17 protein-coding genes are annotated in these 18,393 nt (G+C 63.0%); 12 read left to right on the top strand and 5 right to left on the bottom strand.

The annotated features are described in order from the left end of the window. Positions 1-81 precede the first annotated feature (81 nt). Positions 82-888, bottom strand: coding sequence for a 4-hydroxy-tetrahydrodipicolinate reductase (gene dapB, locus SUTH_RS06640; RefSeq protein WP_041098067.1), 807 nt, complete (start codon positions 886-888; stop codon positions 82-84). Positions 889-891: 3 nt separating this feature from the next. Then, positions 892-1,314 carry an outer membrane protein assembly factor BamE gene (locus SUTH_RS06635; RefSeq protein ID WP_052473824.1) on the bottom strand — a complete coding sequence of 141 codons (423 nt, stop codon included), beginning with the start codon at positions 1,312-1,314 and terminating at the stop codon, positions 892-894. Positions 1,315-1,466: 152 nt separating this feature from the next. Between SUTH_RS06635 and fur the strand changes: the two genes are divergently transcribed. Both fur and SUTH_RS06625 read left to right on the top strand, forming a co-directional pair. Continuing rightward, positions 1,467-1,913 carry a ferric iron uptake transcriptional regulator gene (gene fur / locus SUTH_RS06630; RefSeq protein WP_041098065.1) on the top strand — a complete coding sequence of 149 codons (447 nt, stop codon included), beginning with the start codon at positions 1,467-1,469 and terminating at the stop codon, positions 1,911-1,913. 8 nt (positions 1,914-1,921) lie between these two features. Further along, positions 1,922-2,491 carry a TMEM165/GDT1 family protein gene (locus SUTH_RS06625; RefSeq protein ID WP_041098063.1) on the top strand — a complete coding sequence of 190 codons (570 nt, stop codon included), beginning with the start codon at positions 1,922-1,924 and terminating at the stop codon, positions 2,489-2,491. Here the strand turns inward: SUTH_RS06625 and recN are convergent. Beyond that, entirely contained in the window at positions 2,483-4,135 is a 1,653-nt protein-coding gene (gene recN, locus SUTH_RS06620; RefSeq protein ID WP_041098061.1) for a DNA repair protein RecN, read from the bottom strand. The two genes, SUTH_RS06625 and recN, sit on opposite strands and share 9 nt — an antisense overlap. A gap of 233 nt (positions 4,136-4,368) precedes the next feature. After that, positions 4,369-5,247, bottom strand: coding sequence for an NAD kinase (locus SUTH_RS06615; RefSeq protein WP_041098059.1), 879 nt, complete (start codon positions 5,245-5,247; stop codon positions 4,369-4,371). Between the two features lie 75 nt (positions 5,248-5,322). Between SUTH_RS06615 and hrcA the strand changes: the two genes are divergently transcribed. The 4 genes from hrcA (at position 5,323) to SUTH_RS06595 (ending at position 9,094) form a co-directional block, all read left to right on the top strand. Further along, entirely contained in the window at positions 5,323-6,342 is a 1,020-nt protein-coding gene (hrcA, locus tag SUTH_RS06610; RefSeq protein ID WP_041098057.1) for a heat-inducible transcriptional repressor HrcA, read from the top strand. Beyond that, the gene (gene hemH / locus SUTH_RS06605; protein WP_041098055.1) at positions 6,342-7,427 is read left to right on the top strand and encodes a ferrochelatase; all 1,086 of its coding nucleotides are present in this window, start codon (positions 6,342-6,344) and stop codon (positions 7,425-7,427) included. The genes hrcA and hemH overlap by 1 nt, the downstream gene beginning before the upstream one ends. A gap of 62 nt (positions 7,428-7,489) precedes the next feature. Then, positions 7,490-7,924, top strand: a complete 435-nt coding sequence (gene trxC, locus SUTH_RS06600) for a thioredoxin TrxC (protein WP_041101840.1) — start codon at positions 7,490-7,492, stop codon at positions 7,922-7,924. A gap of 72 nt (positions 7,925-7,996) precedes the next feature. Further along, the gene (locus SUTH_RS06595; protein ID WP_041098053.1) at positions 7,997-9,094 is read left to right on the top strand and encodes a hypothetical protein; all 1,098 of its coding nucleotides are present in this window, start codon (positions 7,997-7,999) and stop codon (positions 9,092-9,094) included. A gap of 124 nt (positions 9,095-9,218) precedes the next feature. On the opposite strand, the gene SUTH_RS18345 is transcribed toward SUTH_RS06595, so the two are convergent. Then, on the bottom strand, positions 9,219-12,128 hold the full coding sequence (locus SUTH_RS18345) for an EAL domain-containing protein (protein WP_148312869.1): 2,910 nt from the start codon (positions 12,126-12,128) through the stop codon (positions 9,219-9,221). A gap of 26 nt (positions 12,129-12,154) precedes the next feature. Here SUTH_RS18345 and SUTH_RS06585 point away from each other — a divergent pair, with 26 nt between their 5' ends. The 6 genes from SUTH_RS06585 (at position 12,155) to SUTH_RS06560 (ending at position 18,377) form a co-directional block, all read left to right on the top strand. Continuing rightward, positions 12,155-13,777, top strand: coding sequence for a methyl-accepting chemotaxis protein (locus SUTH_RS06585; RefSeq protein ID WP_041098051.1), 1,623 nt, complete (start codon positions 12,155-12,157; stop codon positions 13,775-13,777). A gap of 128 nt (positions 13,778-13,905) precedes the next feature. Beyond that, entirely contained in the window at positions 13,906-14,502 is a 597-nt protein-coding gene (gene grpE / locus SUTH_RS06580) for a nucleotide exchange factor GrpE (protein ID WP_084207285.1), read from the top strand. 82 nt (positions 14,503-14,584) lie between these two features. Continuing rightward, positions 14,585-16,522, top strand: coding sequence for a molecular chaperone DnaK (dnaK, locus tag SUTH_RS06575; RefSeq protein WP_041098047.1), 1,938 nt, complete (start codon positions 14,585-14,587; stop codon positions 16,520-16,522). A gap of 111 nt (positions 16,523-16,633) precedes the next feature. Further along, positions 16,634-17,764 carry a molecular chaperone DnaJ gene (gene dnaJ, locus SUTH_RS06570; RefSeq protein WP_041098045.1) on the top strand — a complete coding sequence of 377 codons (1,131 nt, stop codon included), beginning with the start codon at positions 16,634-16,636 and terminating at the stop codon, positions 17,762-17,764. Between the two features lie 104 nt (positions 17,765-17,868). Further along, on the top strand, positions 17,869-18,096 hold the full coding sequence (locus tag SUTH_RS06565) for a ParD-like family protein (RefSeq protein ID WP_041098043.1): 228 nt from the start codon (positions 17,869-17,871) through the stop codon (positions 18,094-18,096). Positions 18,097-18,098: 2 nt separating this feature from the next. Beyond that, complete coding sequence (locus SUTH_RS06560; RefSeq protein ID WP_041098041.1) at positions 18,099-18,377, top strand: type II toxin-antitoxin system RelE/ParE family toxin; 279 nt, start codon at positions 18,099-18,101, stop codon at positions 18,375-18,377. Positions 18,378-18,393: the final 16 nt, after the last annotated feature.

The raw sequence follows: 18,393 nt of genomic DNA, 5'->3' as shown, positions 1-18,393 counted from the left end.
CAAACCTTTGAATTATATCCTGTCAGGTCACCGATCGCAAACCCGCGTGCTGCGCGGCGCCTTCCGGCGGCGACAGCGAAGCTACCTCAGTCCCAATACATCCTGCATGTCGAACAGGCCGCGCTCATGGCCGCTCATGAAGCGTCCGGCGCGCAGCGCGCCCAGCGCATAGGGCATCCGGCTGGCCGACTTGTGGGTGATTTCGATGCGCTCGCCGGCCCCGGCGAACAGCACCGTATGGTCGCCGACGATGTCGCCGCCGCGAATGGTCGAAAAACCGATCTGCGTCGCCGGCCGCTCGCCGGTATGGCCTTCGCGTCCATACACGGCGCACTCCGACAGGTCGCGGCCGAGCGCCGCGGCGACCAACTCGCCCATGCGCAGGGCGGTGCCGGACGGCGCATCCACCTTGTGCCGATGATGCGCTTCGATGACTTCGATGTCATAGCCTTCGTTGAGGATCCGCGCCGCGACATCAAGCAGGCGGAACACGGCATTGACCCCCACCGCCATGTTCGGCGCGAACACGACGGGAATTTCCCTTGCCGCCTCTTCGATGGCCCGCTTGCCCTGCGCGGAAAACCCGGTGGTGCCGATCACCAGGCTGACTTTGTGGCGCCGGCATGCCGCCAGATGCTCCAGCGTACCTTCCGGTCGCGTGAAGTCGATCAGGCAGTCGGCGACCGCCAGCGCGGCATCCAGGTCGGCTGTGATCCGGACGCCGCAAGGCGCGCCGACCAGTTCGCCGGCATCCTTGCCGAGGAACGGACTGCTTTCGTGTTCGAGCGCGGCGGCAAGCACGGCGCCCGCGTCCTGCTGCACGGCCTCGATCAGGGTGCGCCCCATGCGGCCCGAACTGCCGGCGATGGCATAGCGGATCTTTTCCATGACTTACTTCTTTTCTGGAGTGGCGGCGCCGGCGGCGGCCGGTGCCGGAATATCGATCACCTGTGCGGCAGGTTTGGGCGCATCCGCCTTGGTGCCGTCTTCCGCCACCACATCGCCGGCGACGCGCGTCAGCTTGTTGTCCTGGAAGAACACCACCAGCCGACGCTGCTGAGCCTCGCCTTTTCCAGGCTGGAAGCGATAGACATAGTCCCAGCGATCAACGTGGAACATGTCGGCCACCAGCGGCGAACCAAGGATGAAACGCACCTGTTCGCGGGTCAGCCCAGGCTTCAACTGTGCCACCATTTCCTGTGTAACGAAGTTGCCCTGCCTCACATCGATGCGATAGGGCGAGAGATAGCTGGTGATCTGCGGTGTATTGGAACAGGCTGCCAGAAACGGCAGGAACAACAGGAATCGCTTCATCGGGAAATTCCGGGAAAACCACCATTCGGTCATGGCCGCCGATTCCGGCAGGCCTCGTCTTTTCCCGATTGCATTATCCCAATCGGGCCGCGAAAACTATATCATAGCCGGCCCCCACCCCTGCGCGGCCCCGAGCCTTCGGACAACGCTCCATGACCCACCCCGACGACCTCAAGAGCATCGGCCTCAAGGCAACCTATCCCCGGCTGAAGATTCTCGACCTCTTCCACAAGTTGCAGGATGAGGGCTCGCCGCGCCATGTCACGGCGGAAGATGTCTATCGCCACCTGCTGGCCGATGGCATGGATATCGGACTGGCCACCGTCTACCGCGTGCTGACCCAGTTCGAGCAGGCTGGCCTGCTGCAGCGCCACCATTTCGAATCCGGCAAAGCCATTTTCGAACTGAACGAAGGGCAACACCACGATCATCTGGTCTGCGTGGAATGCGGTCGCGTGGAAGAATTCTTTGATGCAGCCATCGAAAAACGGCAAAACAAGATCGCCGAAGAACGCGGCTTCACGGTTCGCGAACACGCCCTTTATCTCTACGTCGAGTGCAACAGAGCCCACTGTCCGCATCGCAAAGCGTCGAATTGAACTTCTGAGTGGAAGCTTTCCTGACCGCGACCACCCTGGTCGCCATCGCCGAAATCGGCGACAAAACCCAGCTGTTGTCCTTCGTTCTCGCCGCCCGGCTGCGCAAACCGATGGCGATCATCGCCGGCATCTTCATCGCCACGATACTCAACCACGCCCTGGCCGGCTCGATCGGCGTCTGGCTCGCGCAACTGATCGCGCCGCACTGGCTGCCGTGGATCACCGGCGGAGTGTTCGTGGCTTTCGGCCTGTGGGCGCTGCACCCGGACTCGCTCGACGAGGACCCGAAGATTCACCCCGCGGGCGCCTTCGTCACCACCACGATTGCCTTCTTCATCGCCGAGATGGGCGACAAGACTCAATTTGCGACTGTGGCGCTGGCGGCGCAGTTTCAGGGCGCGCTGGTTGCCGTAGTGCTCGGCACCACTCTGGGCATGATGCTGGCCAACGTGCCGGCCGTCATCGTCGGCGAAAAACTGGCGAAGCGGCTGCCGCTGAACATGATCCGCTGGATTGCCGCCGCCGTGTTCATCGCCACCGGCGTGGTGACCATGCTCGGCGCGCCTGCGTTAGCTTAGGCCCAGCATTTCCGCCGCATGGCGGCGGGTGGTTTCGGTGATCTTCTCGCCGCCGAGCATGCGGGCGATCTCGCCGATACGTGCTTCCGCATCCAGTACGCTGACCGACGAAGTTGTCGCGCCGCCACGGGTTTCCTTGGCGATCGACCATTGCCAGTCAGCCTGCGCCGCCACTTGCGGCAGATGCGTGACGCACAGCACCTGCCGGCTTTTGCCCAGTTGGCGCAGCATGCGGCCGACGATTTCGGCGACACGGCCGCCGATGCCGACATCGACCTCGTCGAAAATCAGCGTGCCCGCCGGATTTGCCTGGCTGGCGATGACCTGCAAGGCCAGACCGATGCGCGACAGTTCGCCGCCCGAGGCCACTTTGGCCAATGGCCGCAGCGGCTGGCCGGCATTGGCCGAAACGCGAAATTCAACGGCCTCCAGCCCGCAGGAAGCGCCTTCGGGCAAGGCTTCCAGCGCGATCTCGAAGCGCCCTCCCGCCATCGCCAGCTCCTGCATGCCGGCCGTCACGGCGGCGGACAAGGCCTTGGCGGTCTTCGTCCGCACGGCGGAAAGTTTCTTCGCGACGTCGCGGAACGCCGCTTCGGCCTTGCGTTCCCGCTCGGCCAGCGCGGCCGGGTCGGCGCGCAGCACAAGCTCGGCCAGACGGTTCTGCAAACCCAGCAACAAGTCAGGTAATTCCTCGGGCATGACGCGATGCTTGCGCGACATCTGGGTCACGGCGTCGATGCGGCTGTCGAGTTCGCTCAGTCGCGCCGGGTCGAGCTCCAGCCGATCCTGATATCGCCGTAGCGCCAGCGCCGACTCTTCAAGTTGAATCAGGGCGGTCTCGAACAACTGGGCGGCATCGGTCAACGCCGGATCAACGCCGGTCAATTCGGACAGCCGCGCTCCGGCGTGCTGCAGCAGCGGCAGACTGGCCGCTTCGCCTTCCTCCAGCGTCGCCAGCGTGGCACCGGCCGCTTCCAGCAGTTCGCTGGCATTACCGAGGCGGCGGTGTTCCTGTTCGGCTTCCTGCCATGCAACGGCATCGAAACCAAGGGCGACCAGTTCCTTCACCTGCCATTCGAGCAGTTCGCGTTCGCGCACGGTGGCTTCGACATCCTTCTCGGCAGCCTCGCGCGCCTCGCGCGCCGTGCGCCATGCGCCATGGGCCGCGGCCACGTCGCGCGCCAGCACCTGCGCCCCGGCATGGGTGTCGAGCAAGTCGCGCTGGGCATCGGCACGCAGCAGGGAATGGTGCGCGTTCTGGCCGTGAATGTCGGCAAGAAAGTCGGCTACTTCGCGCATCTGTCCCAATGTCGCCGCCGCGCCGTTGATGTAGGCGCGGGAACGGCCGGCGCTATCGATCACGCGGCGCAGCAGGCAGGCATCGGTATCGTAGTCGTTGGCCCGCAGCCAGGCCTCGAGCGCACCGGCCGGCGTCACGTCGAACTCGGCGGAAATCTCGGCGCGCTCCGCGCCGCTGCGCACCACGGTTGCATCGGCGCGTTCGCCCAGCGCCAGCGACAGCGCATCGACCAGAATCGATTTGCCGGCGCCGGTCTCGCCGGTCAGGGCGCCGAAACCGCCGTCGAACTCGAGTTCCAGACGGTCGACAATGACAAAATCACGGACGATCAGGCGCAGCAGCATCGTTAGAGTGAAATAACTTGTTCGGAGTGACGGGTGATAGTCGAGCGAAGCGAGCCGAGCAATAGCCCCCCGTGAGGGGGCGAGGCGGGAATTCGCAACGCATGCGTTGTGCCGCCGCAGCCGGCTGGCTGTGCAAAGCCAGCCGCGGGCCGCGTAGCGGTGGGGGGGCGGGCTTTCAATTCGCCTTTCGTGTGTTTCATCATCAGGGGCGCGTCGCTACTGCAGCATGAACGTTAATGACGGGGAGTCGAGCTCCAGTGCAGCTTCTCGCGCAGCATGGCGAAGTAGCTGTAGCCCGGCGGATGCAGCAAGGTAAGGTTGTAGCGCGAACGCATGATGCGCACCACGTCTCCGGCGCGGGCATCGAAGCGCGTCTGGCCGTCGAAATGCACGCGCGCATCGTGCGGCGGCAGCAGGGCGATGTCTATCATGCTGCTGTCGCTGACGGTAATCGGCCGGTTGGTGAGGGCATGCGGACACAGCGGCACGATGGCGATGCCGGGCACCGACGGATGCAGGATCGGCCCGTTGGCGGAAAGCGCGTAGGCGGTGGACCCGGTCGGCGTCGCCACGATCATGCCGTCGGCGCGCAGGACGTGGATCAGTTCGCCATTGACCTTGACTTCCAGTTCGATCATGCGGCCGATGTCGCCCTTGTTGACCACCACGTCGTTCAGCGCCAGCGTCTGGAAAGCCACCTCACCGTCGCGCAGAACTTCGGCGTTGAGCAGAAATCTCTGCTCGCGCGAAAACTTTCCGTCGAGCAGCGCCGTGACGCTTTCGATCATCGCCCCCAGCGCAATGTCGGTCATGAAGCCGAGCCGGCCCTGGTTGATGCCGACCAGCGGCACTTCGTAGCGGGCCAGGTGCCGCGCGGCGTTGAGCATGGTGCCGTCGCCGCCGAGAATCACCGCCAGGTCGGCGCGGGCGCCGATCGCTTCATAGCTGGCCACCGCATAACCGCCGACCCCGACCGCCGTCGCCGTACCCTCCTCCACCAGCACTTCGACGCCGCGTTCGCGCAGGAAGGCGACGAGCGACAGCAACGATGCGGCGATCTCCCGGCTCTGGTACTTGCCGATCAGGGCGACGGTGCGAAATGCAGGGTTCATCGGATCGATTAGACCACAATTTGCGCTGGCGTTTTTTGGCGGCGTATTCATCGAATTTCGCTCTAAAATCGGCCCATGCTCGACTATCGCGCGCAAACCCTGCTCCGAACCCTGATCGAACGCTACATCGCCGAAGGTCAGCCGGTCGGCTCGCGCACGCTGTCGAAATATTCCGGCCTGGAACTGTCGCCGGCGACGATCCGCAATGTCATGTCGGATCTGGAAGAAATGGGTTTCATCGCCAGCCCGCACACCTCGGCCGGGCGCGTGCCGACGCCCTTGGGCTACCGGCTGTTCGTCGATTCCCTGCTGACTGTAAGGCCGTTGCAAGGCAGCGAGCTGTCCGAGATCAAGGAAGCCATCCAGCCCGACCAGCCGCAACTGGTGATCAGCCATGCCTCGCAACTGCTTTCGCAGCTCACCGCCTTCGCCGGCGTGGTGGTGGCGCCGCGCCGGCAGCAGCCACGCATCCGCCAGATCGAGTTCCTCAGCCTGTCGGACAAGCGCGTCCTGCTGATCATCGTCACCGCCGACGGCGACGTGCAGAACCGCATTCTGTTCACCCAGCGCAACTACAGCCCGACCGAGCTGATCGAAGCCGCCAACTACCTGAACCAGAACTGCCTCGGCCTCGATTTCGACCAGGTGCGCGCGCGCGTGGTGGAAGAACTGCGCCAGTTGCGTGCCGACATGTCGGACCTGATGACGGCGGCGCTTGACGCCGGCAACCAGGCCATCGCCGACACCTCGACGCAATACGTGATCAGCGGCGAGAAGAACCTGCTCGGCGTCGAGGACTTGTCGTCCAACATGACCCGCCTGCGCCGCCTGTTCGATCTATTCGAACAGCGCACCGGGCTGGCCCAGTTGCTGGAGCTTTCCAGCCGCGCCGAAGGCGTGCAGGTATTCATCGGCGGCGAATCGGGCATTGCGCCGCTCGACGAATGCAGCGTGGTCGCCGCGCCCTACGAGGTCGACGGCCAGATCGTCGGCACCATCGGTGTCATCGGCCCGACCCGCATGGCCTACGAGCGCGTGATCCCCATCGTGGACATTACGGCCAAGCTGCTGTCCTCGGCCCTCTCGACCCCCTGATGTCCCGCTACGCTCCCGAACCCGCGCAGCAGCACGGCGCACCGCGCCGCACCGCCGTCCTGCTGGTCAATCTCGGCACGCCGGAGGCGCCCACGGCGTCGGCGCTGCGCCGCTATCTCAAGCAGTTTCTCTGGGACCCGCGCGTGGTCGAAATCCCGCGCCCGGTCTGGTGGCTGATCCTCAACGGCATCATCCTCAACCTGCGCCCGGCGAAATCGGCTGCCAAGTACGCGCAGATCTGGATGAAGGACGGCTCGCCGCTGAAGGTTTACACGGAGCGTCAGGCAAAGCTGCTCAAGGGCTGGCTGGGTCAGGCCGGCAAGCCGGAGCTTGTGGTGGCCTGGGCCATGCGCTACGGCCAACCCTCGATCGGCAGCGTTCTCGACCAGTTCAAACGCGATGGCGTCGAGCGCGTTCTGGTCGTGCCGCTGTATCCGCAGTACGCCGCGAGCACCAGCGCCAGCGTGATGGACGACGTCGCCGACTGGATGAAACGCAGCCGCAACCCGCCGGAACTGCGCTTCATCAAGCACTTCCACGACGATCCCGGCTACATCGGCGCGCTGGCTGCCAGCGTGCGCGAGCACTGGCAGGCCAATGGCCGGCCCGACAAACTGGTCATGAGCTTTCACGGCCTGCCGCGCCGCTCGCTCGACCTGGGCGACCCCTATTATTGCGAGTGCCAGAAGACGGGACGCCTGCTGGCCGAAGCCTTGCAACTGCGCGCGGACGATTATCTGATCACCTTTCAGTCGCGCTTCGGCAAGGCCGAGTGGCTGCAGCCCTACACCCAGCCGACGCTGGAGAAAGTCGGCGCTGGCGGCACGGCGCGGGTCGACGTGATCTGCCCCGGCTTCGTCGCCGATTGCCTGGAAACCCTGGAAGAAATCGCGCTGGAATGCAAGGCGGCGTTCCTGTCGTCCGGCGGCAAGGAGTTTCACTACATTCCCTGCCTGAACGAGCGGCCCGACTGGATCGCCGCACTGCGCGACCTGGTCTCGACCCATCTCGCCGGCTGGCCGGCATCGGCCCAGGCCGATACGGCTGCAACTGAACGCGCAAAAGCTTTGGGCGCCAGACAGTAGCCCTCCCTTGAATTTGTCGGCAGCATCCATATATCAGTGATATCTGATATATGGAGCGCACCGTGTCCGAACCCTTGATCGTCGTCTGCCCCCACTGCCATGCCGCCAATCGCGTGCCTGCACAACGCCTTGCCGACGGCGGCACTTGCGGCAAGTGCAAGGCGCGCCTGTTCGCCAGCGAACCGCTTGCACTCGATGCATCAAGCTTCGATATCCACGCCGGCCGTTCCGACATTCCGTTGCTGGTCGATTTCTGGGCGCCGTGGTGCGGCCCCTGTCGCGCCATGGCGCCGGCCTTCGCACAGGCGGCAAAACAGCTCGAACCCGAGTTCCGCTTGGCGAAAGTGAATACCGAGGAAGAACAGCAGCTCGCGGCGCGCTTCGGCATTCGCTCGATTCCGACACTGGCCCTGTTCAGGAATGGTCGCGAAGTCGCGCGCCAGGCCGGCGCGATGGATGCTGCCAGCCTGATGCGCTGGGTGCGCAACCAGCGCTAAATTTAAACATGCCGCTGTCGTTAACCCATGGGTCGGCGCCGTCATTTCGATGGGCTCCGGAGGGCACCCATCATGAAAATCGACAGCGCGAGTTTTTCCCTGAGTTCCAGCCACCTGGCCTTTACCCGCGACGAAGAGCAGGAGTCCCTGCTTTTCTGGCGAGGTGACCGGCGACCCGACATTACAGCGCGCGAAAGCACTCCGACGTCCATCGTCGCCCTGTCTTCCGCCGCCCGCGCTTCTCTCGCCGCGGAAATCCAGCGCGCAACGGCCGCACAGTCCGCCTCGCAAGCCGCGCAGCCGGCACCGGCTGCGTCAGCCGTCGAAGAAGCCGTCGACGCGGTCGACAACGATCCTTATCTCCAACTGATCAAATTCATGGTGGAAATGATGACCGGCGAGCCGGTCAAGAGTGTGTCGGCCAGGCAGATGCGCCACCTCGACGTGCCGCCGCCCATCGCCACTCCCACTGCAGCCACCCAGGCACCTGCCCGACGCGCCGGCTTCGGCATCGAATACGAGTATCACGCGGTACATGAAGAATTCGAACAGACCCGGGTTTCGGCCGAAGGCAAGGTCAAGACGGCCGATGGCAAGGAAATCAGCTTCAGGGTCGAGCTGTCCATGGCGCGCAGCCATCGCGAGGAAACCTCCGTCAGCTTCCGCGCCGGCGACGCGGTACGCAAGGATCCTCTCGTGCTGAACTTCAACGGCACCGCGGCGCAGCTTTCCGATCGCCGCTTCAGCTTCGACCTCGATGGCAACGGTCGCACGGAGAATCTCGCCATGCTGGCCGGCGGCAGCGGTTACCTGGCCATCGATCGCAACGGCAACGGCAAGATCGACTCGGGTCTCGAGTTGTTCGGCCCCGCTACGAATTCAGGCTTTGGCGAACTGGCCGCGCTCGACAGCGACGGCAATCGCTGGATCGACGACAACGACAGTGCTTTCGGCGCCTTGCGCATCTGGACACCGGACGCGCAGGGTAACGGCATGCTGGAAACTCTCGCCCAACGCAAGGTAGGCGCCCTGGCCGTGGATCATGTCGCCAGCCCCTTCGAGTTGCGCGGCGCCGGTAACGGCAATCTCGGTGCAATCTCGGCAAGCGGCATCTATCTCACCGAAGACGGCCGCGCCGGCAGCGTCCAGGAAGTGCTCCTGACCGTCTGATTGCTCCCTGCTGCCTCGACTTATTCCGTTTCCAGATCATTTGTGACGCGAAAACGAGCCGCAGACAGTGCAAATCGCACGGCAAGGCGAAGTTGGCAAAGTCACGGATGATCTGGAAACGGAATTATTCCAAGCGCAGGGCGCCGGAGCGAATCAACTGCATAAGATCGGCGGCCGGCATCGGCCGGCCATGCAAGTAGCCCTGGAACACCTGACAACCCGCCGTTTCCAGAAAATCCCTTTGCGCTTCCGTTTCGACGCCCTCGGCCAGGACTTCCATGTTCAGATTGAGTCCGAGCGCCACCACCGCCCGGGAAATCGCCTTGTCGCTTTCGTCCTCGGGCAAACCACGCACAAATGCCTGGTCTATCTTCAGGCGATCGAGCGGAAAAGTCTTCAGGTAGGCCAACGATGAGTACCCTGTCCCGAAATCGTCGAGCGCGGTACGAGTGCCCATTGCCCGCAACCCGCGCAGGACATCCACTGCCTCTTCCGGGTCCACGATCAGCAAACCCTCGGTAATCTCAAGCTCCAGCAGGGCACTGGGCAGACCGGTTTCGTCGAGGATCAGTTGCACGGCAGCCAGCAGATCCCTGCTGCGGAACTGGCGTGCCGACAGGTTGATGGAGACGGGCACGTCCCGGCCCAGGCTACGTCGCCATTCCTGCGCATCCCGGCAGGCCTGGCGCATGACCCACTCGCCGATCGGCATGATCAGCCCCGTCTCTTCGGCCACGGAAATGAACTCTGATGGAGACACCGGTCCGCGATCGGAACTGTTCCAGCGCAGCAAGGCTTCGACTCCAACCAGACGTCCGTCAACGGCATCCACCTGGGGCTGGTAATGCAGCTCGAACTCGTTTCGCTCCAGCGCAAGGCGCAGCATGCGCTCCAGTGTCAACAACTGAACGCCGTCCGCGTTCATGCCCTCCGAGTAGAACTTGTAACACCCCCTGCCATCCTGCTTGGCGCGAAACATTGCCGCTTCCGCGTTGCTTTGCAGCGTTCCGACGTCCTTGCCGTTGTCCGGATGAAGCGCCACACCGATGCTGATCGAGACATGCAGCTCATGCCCGTCGACCATGAATGGCATCACGAATGCGTTCAGCAACTTCTCGCAAATAATCTCCATGCTGCGCGGCGACGGCACATGATCGAGCAGTATCGAGAAGCGATCACCGCCGGGTCGAGAGGCCGCATCCTGACGGCGCAAGACATTTCGAATGCGATCCGCGGCCTCCACCAGCACCATGTCACCGATGGCATGACTGAGAGAATCGTTGATCACCTTGAAGCGATCAAGGCCCACTTCGAGCAGGGCGAACTGCCGCGGCCGTACCTGCGCATCCGCAACCGCATGCTCCAGGGAAGCCAGCCAGGCATTGCGGCTGAGCAGGCCGGTCAGGGAATCGAAGGTGCGCAATTGTTCTACCTGTTTTTCAGCACGTTTTCGCTTGCTGATATCGACGATCATGCCAACGTAGTTGGTGGTTACGCCTTTCAGGTCCTTCACCGCGACAATCGACAGCAAGACCGGATAGTTCTCGCCAGTCTTGCGCCGGTTCCAGAGTTCGCCTTCCCAACTTCCGGACTCCAGCAGCTTCTGCCACATATCGGCATACATCTTCTCGTCGTTGATCGACGATCTGAGCAATCTGGCATGCTTGCCGACGACATCTTCCCTCGTATAGCCCGAAATCCGCGTAAACGACCGGTTCACATCAACAATGTTCGATTGCGCATCCGTAATGACAATCGATTCGACGCTGTTACCGAATACGGTGGCGGCCAGATGCAGGTCTTTTTCCGCGACCTTCCTGCCGCGACGCACCTGCAGCAGCAACATTCCACCAAGCAGGAAGGAAGCCAGGGCCGACAGGGCGCTGACAACCAGGCCGGCACTTGCACCCTGCTTCAATTCGCTGGCGCTATGCTTGACCGAACCGCTGATGACGTGCTCCAACTCCTTCATGGCGTCGATTTTCTGCGAAGAAACCTGAAACCACCTTTCCGGACTCGGCAAGTTCTCCACCGACGCCGCGGTGCTGTGGCCGGCAGCGATCACGCGACGGCGGATTGCATCGCCCTCCCGGATGAAAGGCTTGGCCAGGATGGCCTCGAAACCCGCCTTGGCATCGTCCTCGGCAAATTGCAGGAAACGCTTGACGGCCAACTCCTCGATGGCGCGAATTCGATGCAGGGCCGCCATGCGGGAAAAGGAACCGAAGTCCCCCGAGGAGAGAATGGCGGTAAGCAGGGCCCGTTCCTGGCCGGCCATCTCCTTTGCCTGCAAAAAGGCCATGAAGGCCAGTTGCGGGCGCAGCGTTCCGTTGTCGGTGACAAGGCTCGCATTCATCTCGTCAAACAGCATTTCGATCATGGCCGAGTAGCGATCTACCGTCACGTCGCGCGAAACCACCAGTTCGCTGACGAGTTGCCGAAGGTTCCTGATCTGCTGCAGATCGCTCAATGCCGAAATGTGGCCCTTGTCGTTCGCCAGGTGCGGATGCACATCCGAGAACAGGATCGGCGTCACGACCGTCAGGGCCTGATCGGTCTGCTTTCCCTGCGCCACCAGGATGTCGGCAAAGAACCGCCCCCCGGATGCAATGTAGCCGCTTGAAAGCCCGCGTTCGAGCTGCAGATGATGGATCAGGGCGCTGATGCCCGTGTTTGTCTCGGCCCATTGATAGACGAATCCGGCACGGACTTCGTCCGCGCGTTTCTCGTAGATGTTGCGCGCGGAGAAAAACGACAACACAATGAAAAAAGCCGCAAGCAGCCACAACGAGTGGTGCTTGACGAGGCGGGCGGACGCGGCTTGCGAAAACGGGCTATTCATCTTTGAAGCGGCGCCTCCTGCAGGTGGCGCTTTCGCCATGCATAAGCTTTCCAGTGTATTCCCATCCTTATACCCATTAATTGACTTGGGACAGGTACACTTCACAAAAATCGTGCAAACATGGCGCCCGGCGGGAGCATGCCGCCAGTTTGCGCGGATAACCCAGGGTCTCCCCGGGTTAGACTGTTTCAATGGACACGGATTGACGGAGCAACTCGATGGCGCGCATTTCTGACTTGAAAATCTGGATTCGCTTGACGGGTGCCATCTGGCTGATGCTGCTGGTAGTGTGGTCCGGCATGATTTTCTGGGAAAGCCACGTCAACCGGCAAACCGCCATCGATCAGGCGCGCGAGTTTTCCAACTCCATGCATGAAGCGACGATGGCCGGGCTCACGGGCATGATGATCACCGGCACCGTCGGGCAACGCGAGGTCTTTCTGGACCAGATCAAGCAACTCGCCATCATCCGCGACCTCAAGGTCATCCGCGGCGACAACGTCAGCAAGATTTTCGGGCCGGGCACTGCCAAGGACGCTGGCGCGCTGGATGCCATCGAGCAGCAGGTCATGGCCAGCGGCAAGGAGTTCAGCGAAGTCCAGTCCGACCCAAAGGGCGAATACCTGCGCGTGGTGCGGCCGGCGCTGGCGCTGAAGAATTATCTGGGCAAGGATTGCATCGCCTGCCATCAGGTGCCGGAACGCTCGGTACTCGGCGCGGTGAGCATGAAAATTTCACTGAACCACGTCAATGAGGCCGTTGCCGCTCAGCGCATCAAGTCACTGCTCGCCGCCCTGCTTGTCAGCCTCCCCCTGCTGGCTTTCATTTACCTCTTCATCCGCAACGTGGTCACGGTCCCGCTGGACAAGATGGTCAGGGGTTTGCGCGAGATTTCCAGCGGCGAAGGCGACCTCACCCGCCGGCTGGATATCCGCAGCCAGGACGAAATCGGCGATGCCGCTGCCGCCTTCAACGAAATGATGGGGAAATTCAGCGCCCTGGTGCGCCACGTCGGAGAATCGGCCATCCAGGTCTCGTCGGCCTCCCATACGCTGGCGGACAGCGCGGGGCAGGTCGCGGCCAGTTCGACGCAACAGGACGCAAAGTCGGCGGCCGCCGCTGCCGCCGTGGAACAGATGCTCTCCAGCATCGGCTCGATCGCACAGGGCATGGAACACGTGCATGAGCAGTCGCGCGAAAGCCTGCGCCGTTCGGAAGAAGGCAATGAAAGCCTGTCGAGCCTGATCGGCGAACTCGGGCAGGTGGAAGACACGGTCAAGGAAATTGCCGAATCGGTGGCCCACTTCGTCCAGAGTACCGAGGCCATCACCAGCATGACCCGTCAGGTCAAGGATATCGCCGACCAGACCAACCTGCTCGCGCTCAACGCCGCCATCGAAGCCGCCCGCGCCGGCGAGCAGGGGCGCGGCTTTGCCGTGGTGGCCGACGAAGTGCGCAAACTGGCCGAAAAATCCAGCGCCTCGGCCAGTGAAATCGATGCGGTGACCCACAGGCTGTCCCAGCAGGCCGATATCGTGAAGCAGTCGATTGAACGCGGCCTGGAGCACATCGCCTCCAGCCAGAATTCAATGGAAACAGTGGCTGAAGTGCTGGCGACCGCAAGCACCTCGGTCAACGAAGTCGACTCCGGTCTCGACGCCATTGCCCGCGCCACGGATGAGCAGCGCCGGGTCAGCGGCGAAGTGGCGCGCAATATCGAGTCGATCGCCGCCATGTCGCGCGACAACGCCGCGGCCGTGGAACAAACGGCCGCCTCGGCCCAGAAGATGGAAGTACTGGCGGAAACCCTGCAAAGCACCGTGGGGCGCTTCCGAACCTAGTACCGAGTAAAGCCTGCCGGCTCCGTCCGTATCAGGCTTGGCTACCCCGAGAAAATATTTCTCCGCGACGGGCTTGAAGCCTCCGGATTCACCCTCATATGCGTCGGGTTTCTTCCGGAGCCCGACCCATGCAGGACAACTCATCTACCTCGCCAGACACTGAAACCGCCGTACCGCCAGCGCCGACTACGGGGGATACCGCCCCCGGCTCCGCCGGAGGCATGACTCCTGACGCCGCACAGGATGGAACGGTGATGCCCAGCCTTGAAGAAATGCTCAAGACGGCCGAACTCAAGGCCGCCGAGCATCACGATGCCTGGCTGCGCGCCAAGGCCGAGACCGAGAACGTGCGGCGCCGCGCGCAGGAGGACATCGGCAAGGCCGGCAAGTTCGCCGTCGAGAAGTTTTCCGGCGAACTGCTGGCCGTCAAGGACAGCCTCGAAGCGGCCCTGTCCAATGAAAACCAGAGCGCCGAAAACCTCAAGGCCGGCGTCGAACTGACCCTCAGGCAATTGATTGCGGCCTTCGAAAAATCCGGTCTGGCCGAGATCAGCCCGCTTGGTGAAAAATTCGATCCGCACTATCACCAGGCCATCAGCCAGATCGAGCCCCCGGACGCCACCACCGAAGCCAACACCGTGCTCACCGTCCTGCAGAAGGGTTACGCCCTGCACGGACGGGTGATTCGCCCGGCGCTGGTCGTCGTAGCGAAGGGCAAGGCTTGAAGCCCCCCGCAATACCCCCATATCAGGCATAGAGATTCGCCGCGGGACATTCCGGGCGAGCAATATTTTTAAAGGAAAAATCATGGGCAAGATCATCGGCATCGACCTCGGCACCACCAACAGCTGCGTCGCCATCATGGAAGGCGGCAAGCCCAAGGTCATCGAAAACGCGGAAGGCGCGCGCACCACGCCGTCCATTGTCGCCTACGCCGACGACGGCGAGATTCTGTGCGGCGCCGCGGCCAAGCGCCAGGCCGTGACCAATGCCAAGAACACCCTGTTCGCGGTCAAGCGCCTGATCGGCCGTCGCTTCGAGGAAAAGGAAGTGCAGAAGGACATCGACCTGATGCCCTTCAGGATCGTCAAGGCCGACAACGGCGACGCCTGGGTTGAGGCGCGCGGCAACAAGATGGCGCCGCCGCAGGTCTCCGCCGAAGTGCTGCGCAAGATGAAGAAGACCGCCGAGGATTACCTGGGCGAGGAAGTCACCGAGGCCGTGATCACCGTGCCCGCCTACTTCAACGACAGCCAGCGCCAGGCCACCAAGGACGCCGGCCGCATCGCCGGACTGGATGTCAAGCGCATCATCAACGAGCCGACCGCGGCCGCATTGGCCTTCGGCATGGACAAGCAGGAAGGCGACCGCAAGATCGCCGTGTATGACCTCGGCGGCGGCACCTTCGACATTTCCATCATCGAAATCGCCGAAATCGAGGGCGAACACCAGTTCGAAGTGCTGTCGACCAACGGCGACACCTTCCTCGGCGGCGAGGACTTCGACCAGCGCCTGATCGACTACGTGGTCACCGAGTTCAAGAAGGAACAGGGCGTCGACCTGAAGAACGACGTGCTGGCCCTGCAACGCCTCAAGGAAGCTGCGGAAAAGGCCAAGATCGAGCTGTCCTCGGCGCAACAGACCGAATTCAACCTGCCCTACATCACGGCCGATGCCAGCGGTCCGAAGCACCTGGCGATGAAGCTGACCCGCGCCAAGTACGAATCGCTGGTGGAAGACCTGATCGCCCGCACCATCGAACCCTGCCGCATCGCGATCAAGGATGCCGGCGTCAAGACCTCCGACATCACCGACGTGATCCTCGTCGGCGGCATGACCCGCATGCCCAAGGTGCAGGACAAGGTCAAGGAATTCTTCGGCAAGGAACCGCGCCGCGACGTCAATCCCGACGAAGCCGTGGCCGTCGGCGCCTCGATCCAGGGCGGCGTGCTGCAAGGCGAAGTCAAGGACGTGCTGCTGCTCGACGTCTGCCCGCTTTCGCTGGGCATCGAGACCCTGGGCGGCGTCATGACCAAGCTGATCGCCAAGAACACCACCATCCCGACCAAGACCAGCCAGACCTTCTCCACCGCCGACGATAACCAGAACGCGGTGACCATCCACGTCATGCAAGGCGAGCGCGAAATGGCCAGCGGCAACAAGAGCCTGGGCCAGTTCAACCTGTCCGACATCCCGCCGGCGCCGCGCGGCATGCCGCAGATCGAGGTCACTTTCGACATCGACGCCAACGGCATCCTGCACGTTTCGGCCAGGGACAAGGGCACCGGCAAGGAAAACAAGATCACCATCAAGGCCAACTCGGGACTGTCCGAAGCCGAAATCCAGGCCATGGTGCAGGACGCCGCGGCCCACGCCGAAGACGACCGCAAGGCCCACGAACTGGTCGACGCGCGCAACCAGTGCGACGCCATGGTGCATTCGATCAAGAAGGCGCTCGGCGAGCATGGCGACAAGATGGAAGCCGACGAAAAGGCCAAGATCGAAGCCGCCATCAAGGAAGCCGAAGACGTGCTGAAGGATGGCGACAAGGCGGCGATCGAGGCCAAGACCGAAGCGCTGGCCAAGGCATCGCAGAAACTCGGCGAGAAGATTTACGGCGACGCCCAGGGCGCTGCCGGTGCAGCGGGTGCGGCGGGCGCCGGTACCGGGGGCGGTGAAGCGAAGAAGGACGACAGCGATGTCGTCGATGCGGAATTCACCGAAGTGAAAGACAAGAAAGCTTAGACCGGACGCTCATTTGAACAGCTGAGCGCCGTTCTAACTGGCCGAGTTGAAGCGGGCGACCTCGTCGCCCCTTGACTCGGCCTTTGCTCTGATTAGCCTGGACCGACTGATATGGCAAAACGCGACTTTTACGAAATCCTCGGCATCAACCGCGATGCGTCGGATGATGAAATCAAGAAGGCCTACCGCAAGCTGGCCATGAAACACCATCCGGACCGCAATCCGGACAACCCCAAGGCGGAAGAGCATTTCAAGGAAGCCAAGGAGGCCTACGAGATCCTGTCCGACGCGCAGAAGCGCGCCGCCTACGACCAGTACGGCCACGCCGGCGTCGACCCGCAGGCCGGCATGGGCCAGGGGGGTGCGGGCATGGGCGGTTTCGCCGATGCCTTCTCGGACATATTCGGCGACATCTTCGGCGGCGGCGGACAGCGCGGCGGCGGACGCTCCAACGTCTATCGCGGCGCCGACCTGCGCTACAACCTCGAAGTCTCGCTCGAAGAAGCCGCCCGCGGCACTGAAACCCGCATCCGCATCCCGACCATGGCCGAATGCGAAACCTGCAGCGGCAGCGGCGCCAAGAAAGGCAGCGAACCGAAGACCTGCCCCACCTGCGGCGGCCATGGCCAGGTGCGCATGCAGCAGGGCTTCTTCTCGATACAGCAAACCTGCCCGAAGTGCCACGGCACCGGCCGCTACATCCCCGACCCCTGCGGCACCTGCCACGGCTCCGGCCGCGTCAAGCAGCACAAGACACTCTCGGTCAAGATACCGGTCGGCATCGACGAGGGCGACCGCATCCGGCTCACCGGCGAAGGCGAGCCGGGCGTCAATGGCGGCCCGCCGGGCGACCTGTACGTCCAGATCCACCTCAAGGCCCACGCCGTGTTCCAGCGCGACCACGACGACCTGCATTGCGAAATGCCCGTCAGCTTCGCCACCGCCGCGCTCGGCGGCGAAATCGAGATTCCCACGCTGGACGGCGTCGCCAAGCTCAAGGTGCCCGCCGAAACGCAGACCGGCAAGGTCTTCCGCCTGCGCGGCAAAGGCATCAAGGGCGTGCGCTCCATCAGCCACGGCGACCTGCTCTGCCACGTGGTGCTGGAGACACCGGTCAGCCTCACCGACCGGCAAAAGGAACTGTTGCAGGAATTCGAGGAAATCAGCCAGGGCAACGCCCAGCGCCACAATCCACGCGCGCAAAGCTGGCTGGATCGGGTCAAGGAGTTCTTCAGTAGCTGAGGTTTACCCAATATTCCTGAAAGTCGGCGCTGGCGATACGGCGATTTTGCGGCTATAGTCTCAGCATTTGCTACTTTTGTAGCGAACCGATTCGAGGTGAAGCTATGAGTATGCCTGTCCGCATCGACGACACCCTTTATGACCAGGCCCGCGCCCAGGCGCAGGCCGAACGCCGCACCATCGCCGGACAAATCGAGTTCTGGGCCATGGTCGGCAAGGCCGCGCTGGACAACCCCGACCTGCCGACCGATTTCGTCCGCGAACTGCTGATTGCCCGCGCCGAAGGCCCGACCCTGGCGACGCCCTTTGTCGCCGAAGGAAAGCGCGACTGACGATGGCCGCCGTCCAGGTACTGCAAGCCGCTGCTTTCCGCCGCGCTTACAAGCGCCTGCACCCCAACCAGAAGGCCGATGTCGACGACGCCGTACAGGCCATCGTCGCCGATCCCACGCTGGGCGAAGCAAAGAAAGGCGACCTCGCCGGCGTCTTTGTCTACAAGTTCAAGTGCGCCGGCCAGCTTGCCCTGCTTGCCTACGAATACGACCCCGCCACCCGACTGCTACTGCTGCTCGGCTCGCACGAGAATTTCTACCGCGACTTGAAGCGCTCCTGAACCATCGCCCTTCCAC

Source organism: Sulfuritalea hydrogenivorans sk43H (assembly GCF_000828635.1).
GTDB classification, from domain to species: Bacteria; Pseudomonadota; Gammaproteobacteria; order Burkholderiales; family Rhodocyclaceae; genus Sulfuritalea; species Sulfuritalea hydrogenivorans.
This window is presented reverse-complemented; position numbering and strand designations above follow the sequence as displayed.

What these genes read in the sequence shown, in the direction of transcription:
- dnaK (WP_041098047.1), top strand. Translation starts at nt 14,585, where the DNA reads ATGGGCAAGATCATCGGCATCGACCTCGGCACCACCAACAGCTGCGTC.
- grpE (WP_084207285.1), top strand. Translation starts at nt 13,906, where the DNA reads ATGCAGGACAACTCATCTACCTCGCCAGACACTGAAACCGCCGTACCG.
- hrcA (WP_041098057.1), top strand. Translation starts at nt 5,323, where the DNA reads ATGCTCGACTATCGCGCGCAAACCCTGCTCCGAACCCTGATCGAACGC.
- SUTH_RS06635 (WP_052473824.1), bottom strand. Translation starts at nt 1,314, where the DNA reads ATGAAGCGATTCCTGTTGTTCCTGCCGTTTCTGGCAGCCTGTTCCAAT.
- recN (WP_041098061.1), bottom strand. Translation starts at nt 4,135, where the DNA reads ATGCTGCTGCGCCTGATCGTCCGTGATTTTGTCATTGTCGACCGTCTG.
- dapB (WP_041098067.1), bottom strand. Translation starts at nt 888, where the DNA reads ATGGAAAAGATCCGCTATGCCATCGCCGGCAGTTCGGGCCGCATGGGG.
- SUTH_RS06560 (WP_041098041.1), top strand. Translation starts at nt 18,099, where the DNA reads ATGGCCGCCGTCCAGGTACTGCAAGCCGCTGCTTTCCGCCGCGCTTAC.
- fur (WP_041098065.1), top strand. Translation starts at nt 1,467, where the DNA reads ATGACCCACCCCGACGACCTCAAGAGCATCGGCCTCAAGGCAACCTAT.
- hemH (WP_041098055.1), top strand. Translation starts at nt 6,342, where the DNA reads ATGTCCCGCTACGCTCCCGAACCCGCGCAGCAGCACGGCGCACCGCGC.
- dnaJ (WP_041098045.1), top strand. Translation starts at nt 16,634, where the DNA reads ATGGCAAAACGCGACTTTTACGAAATCCTCGGCATCAACCGCGATGCG.
- SUTH_RS06585 (WP_041098051.1), top strand. Translation starts at nt 12,155, where the DNA reads ATGGCGCGCATTTCTGACTTGAAAATCTGGATTCGCTTGACGGGTGCC.
- SUTH_RS06595 (WP_041098053.1), top strand. Translation starts at nt 7,997, where the DNA reads ATGAAAATCGACAGCGCGAGTTTTTCCCTGAGTTCCAGCCACCTGGCC.
- SUTH_RS06565 (WP_041098043.1), top strand. Translation starts at nt 17,869, where the DNA reads ATGAGTATGCCTGTCCGCATCGACGACACCCTTTATGACCAGGCCCGC.
- SUTH_RS06615 (WP_041098059.1), bottom strand. Translation starts at nt 5,247, where the DNA reads ATGAACCCTGCATTTCGCACCGTCGCCCTGATCGGCAAGTACCAGAGC.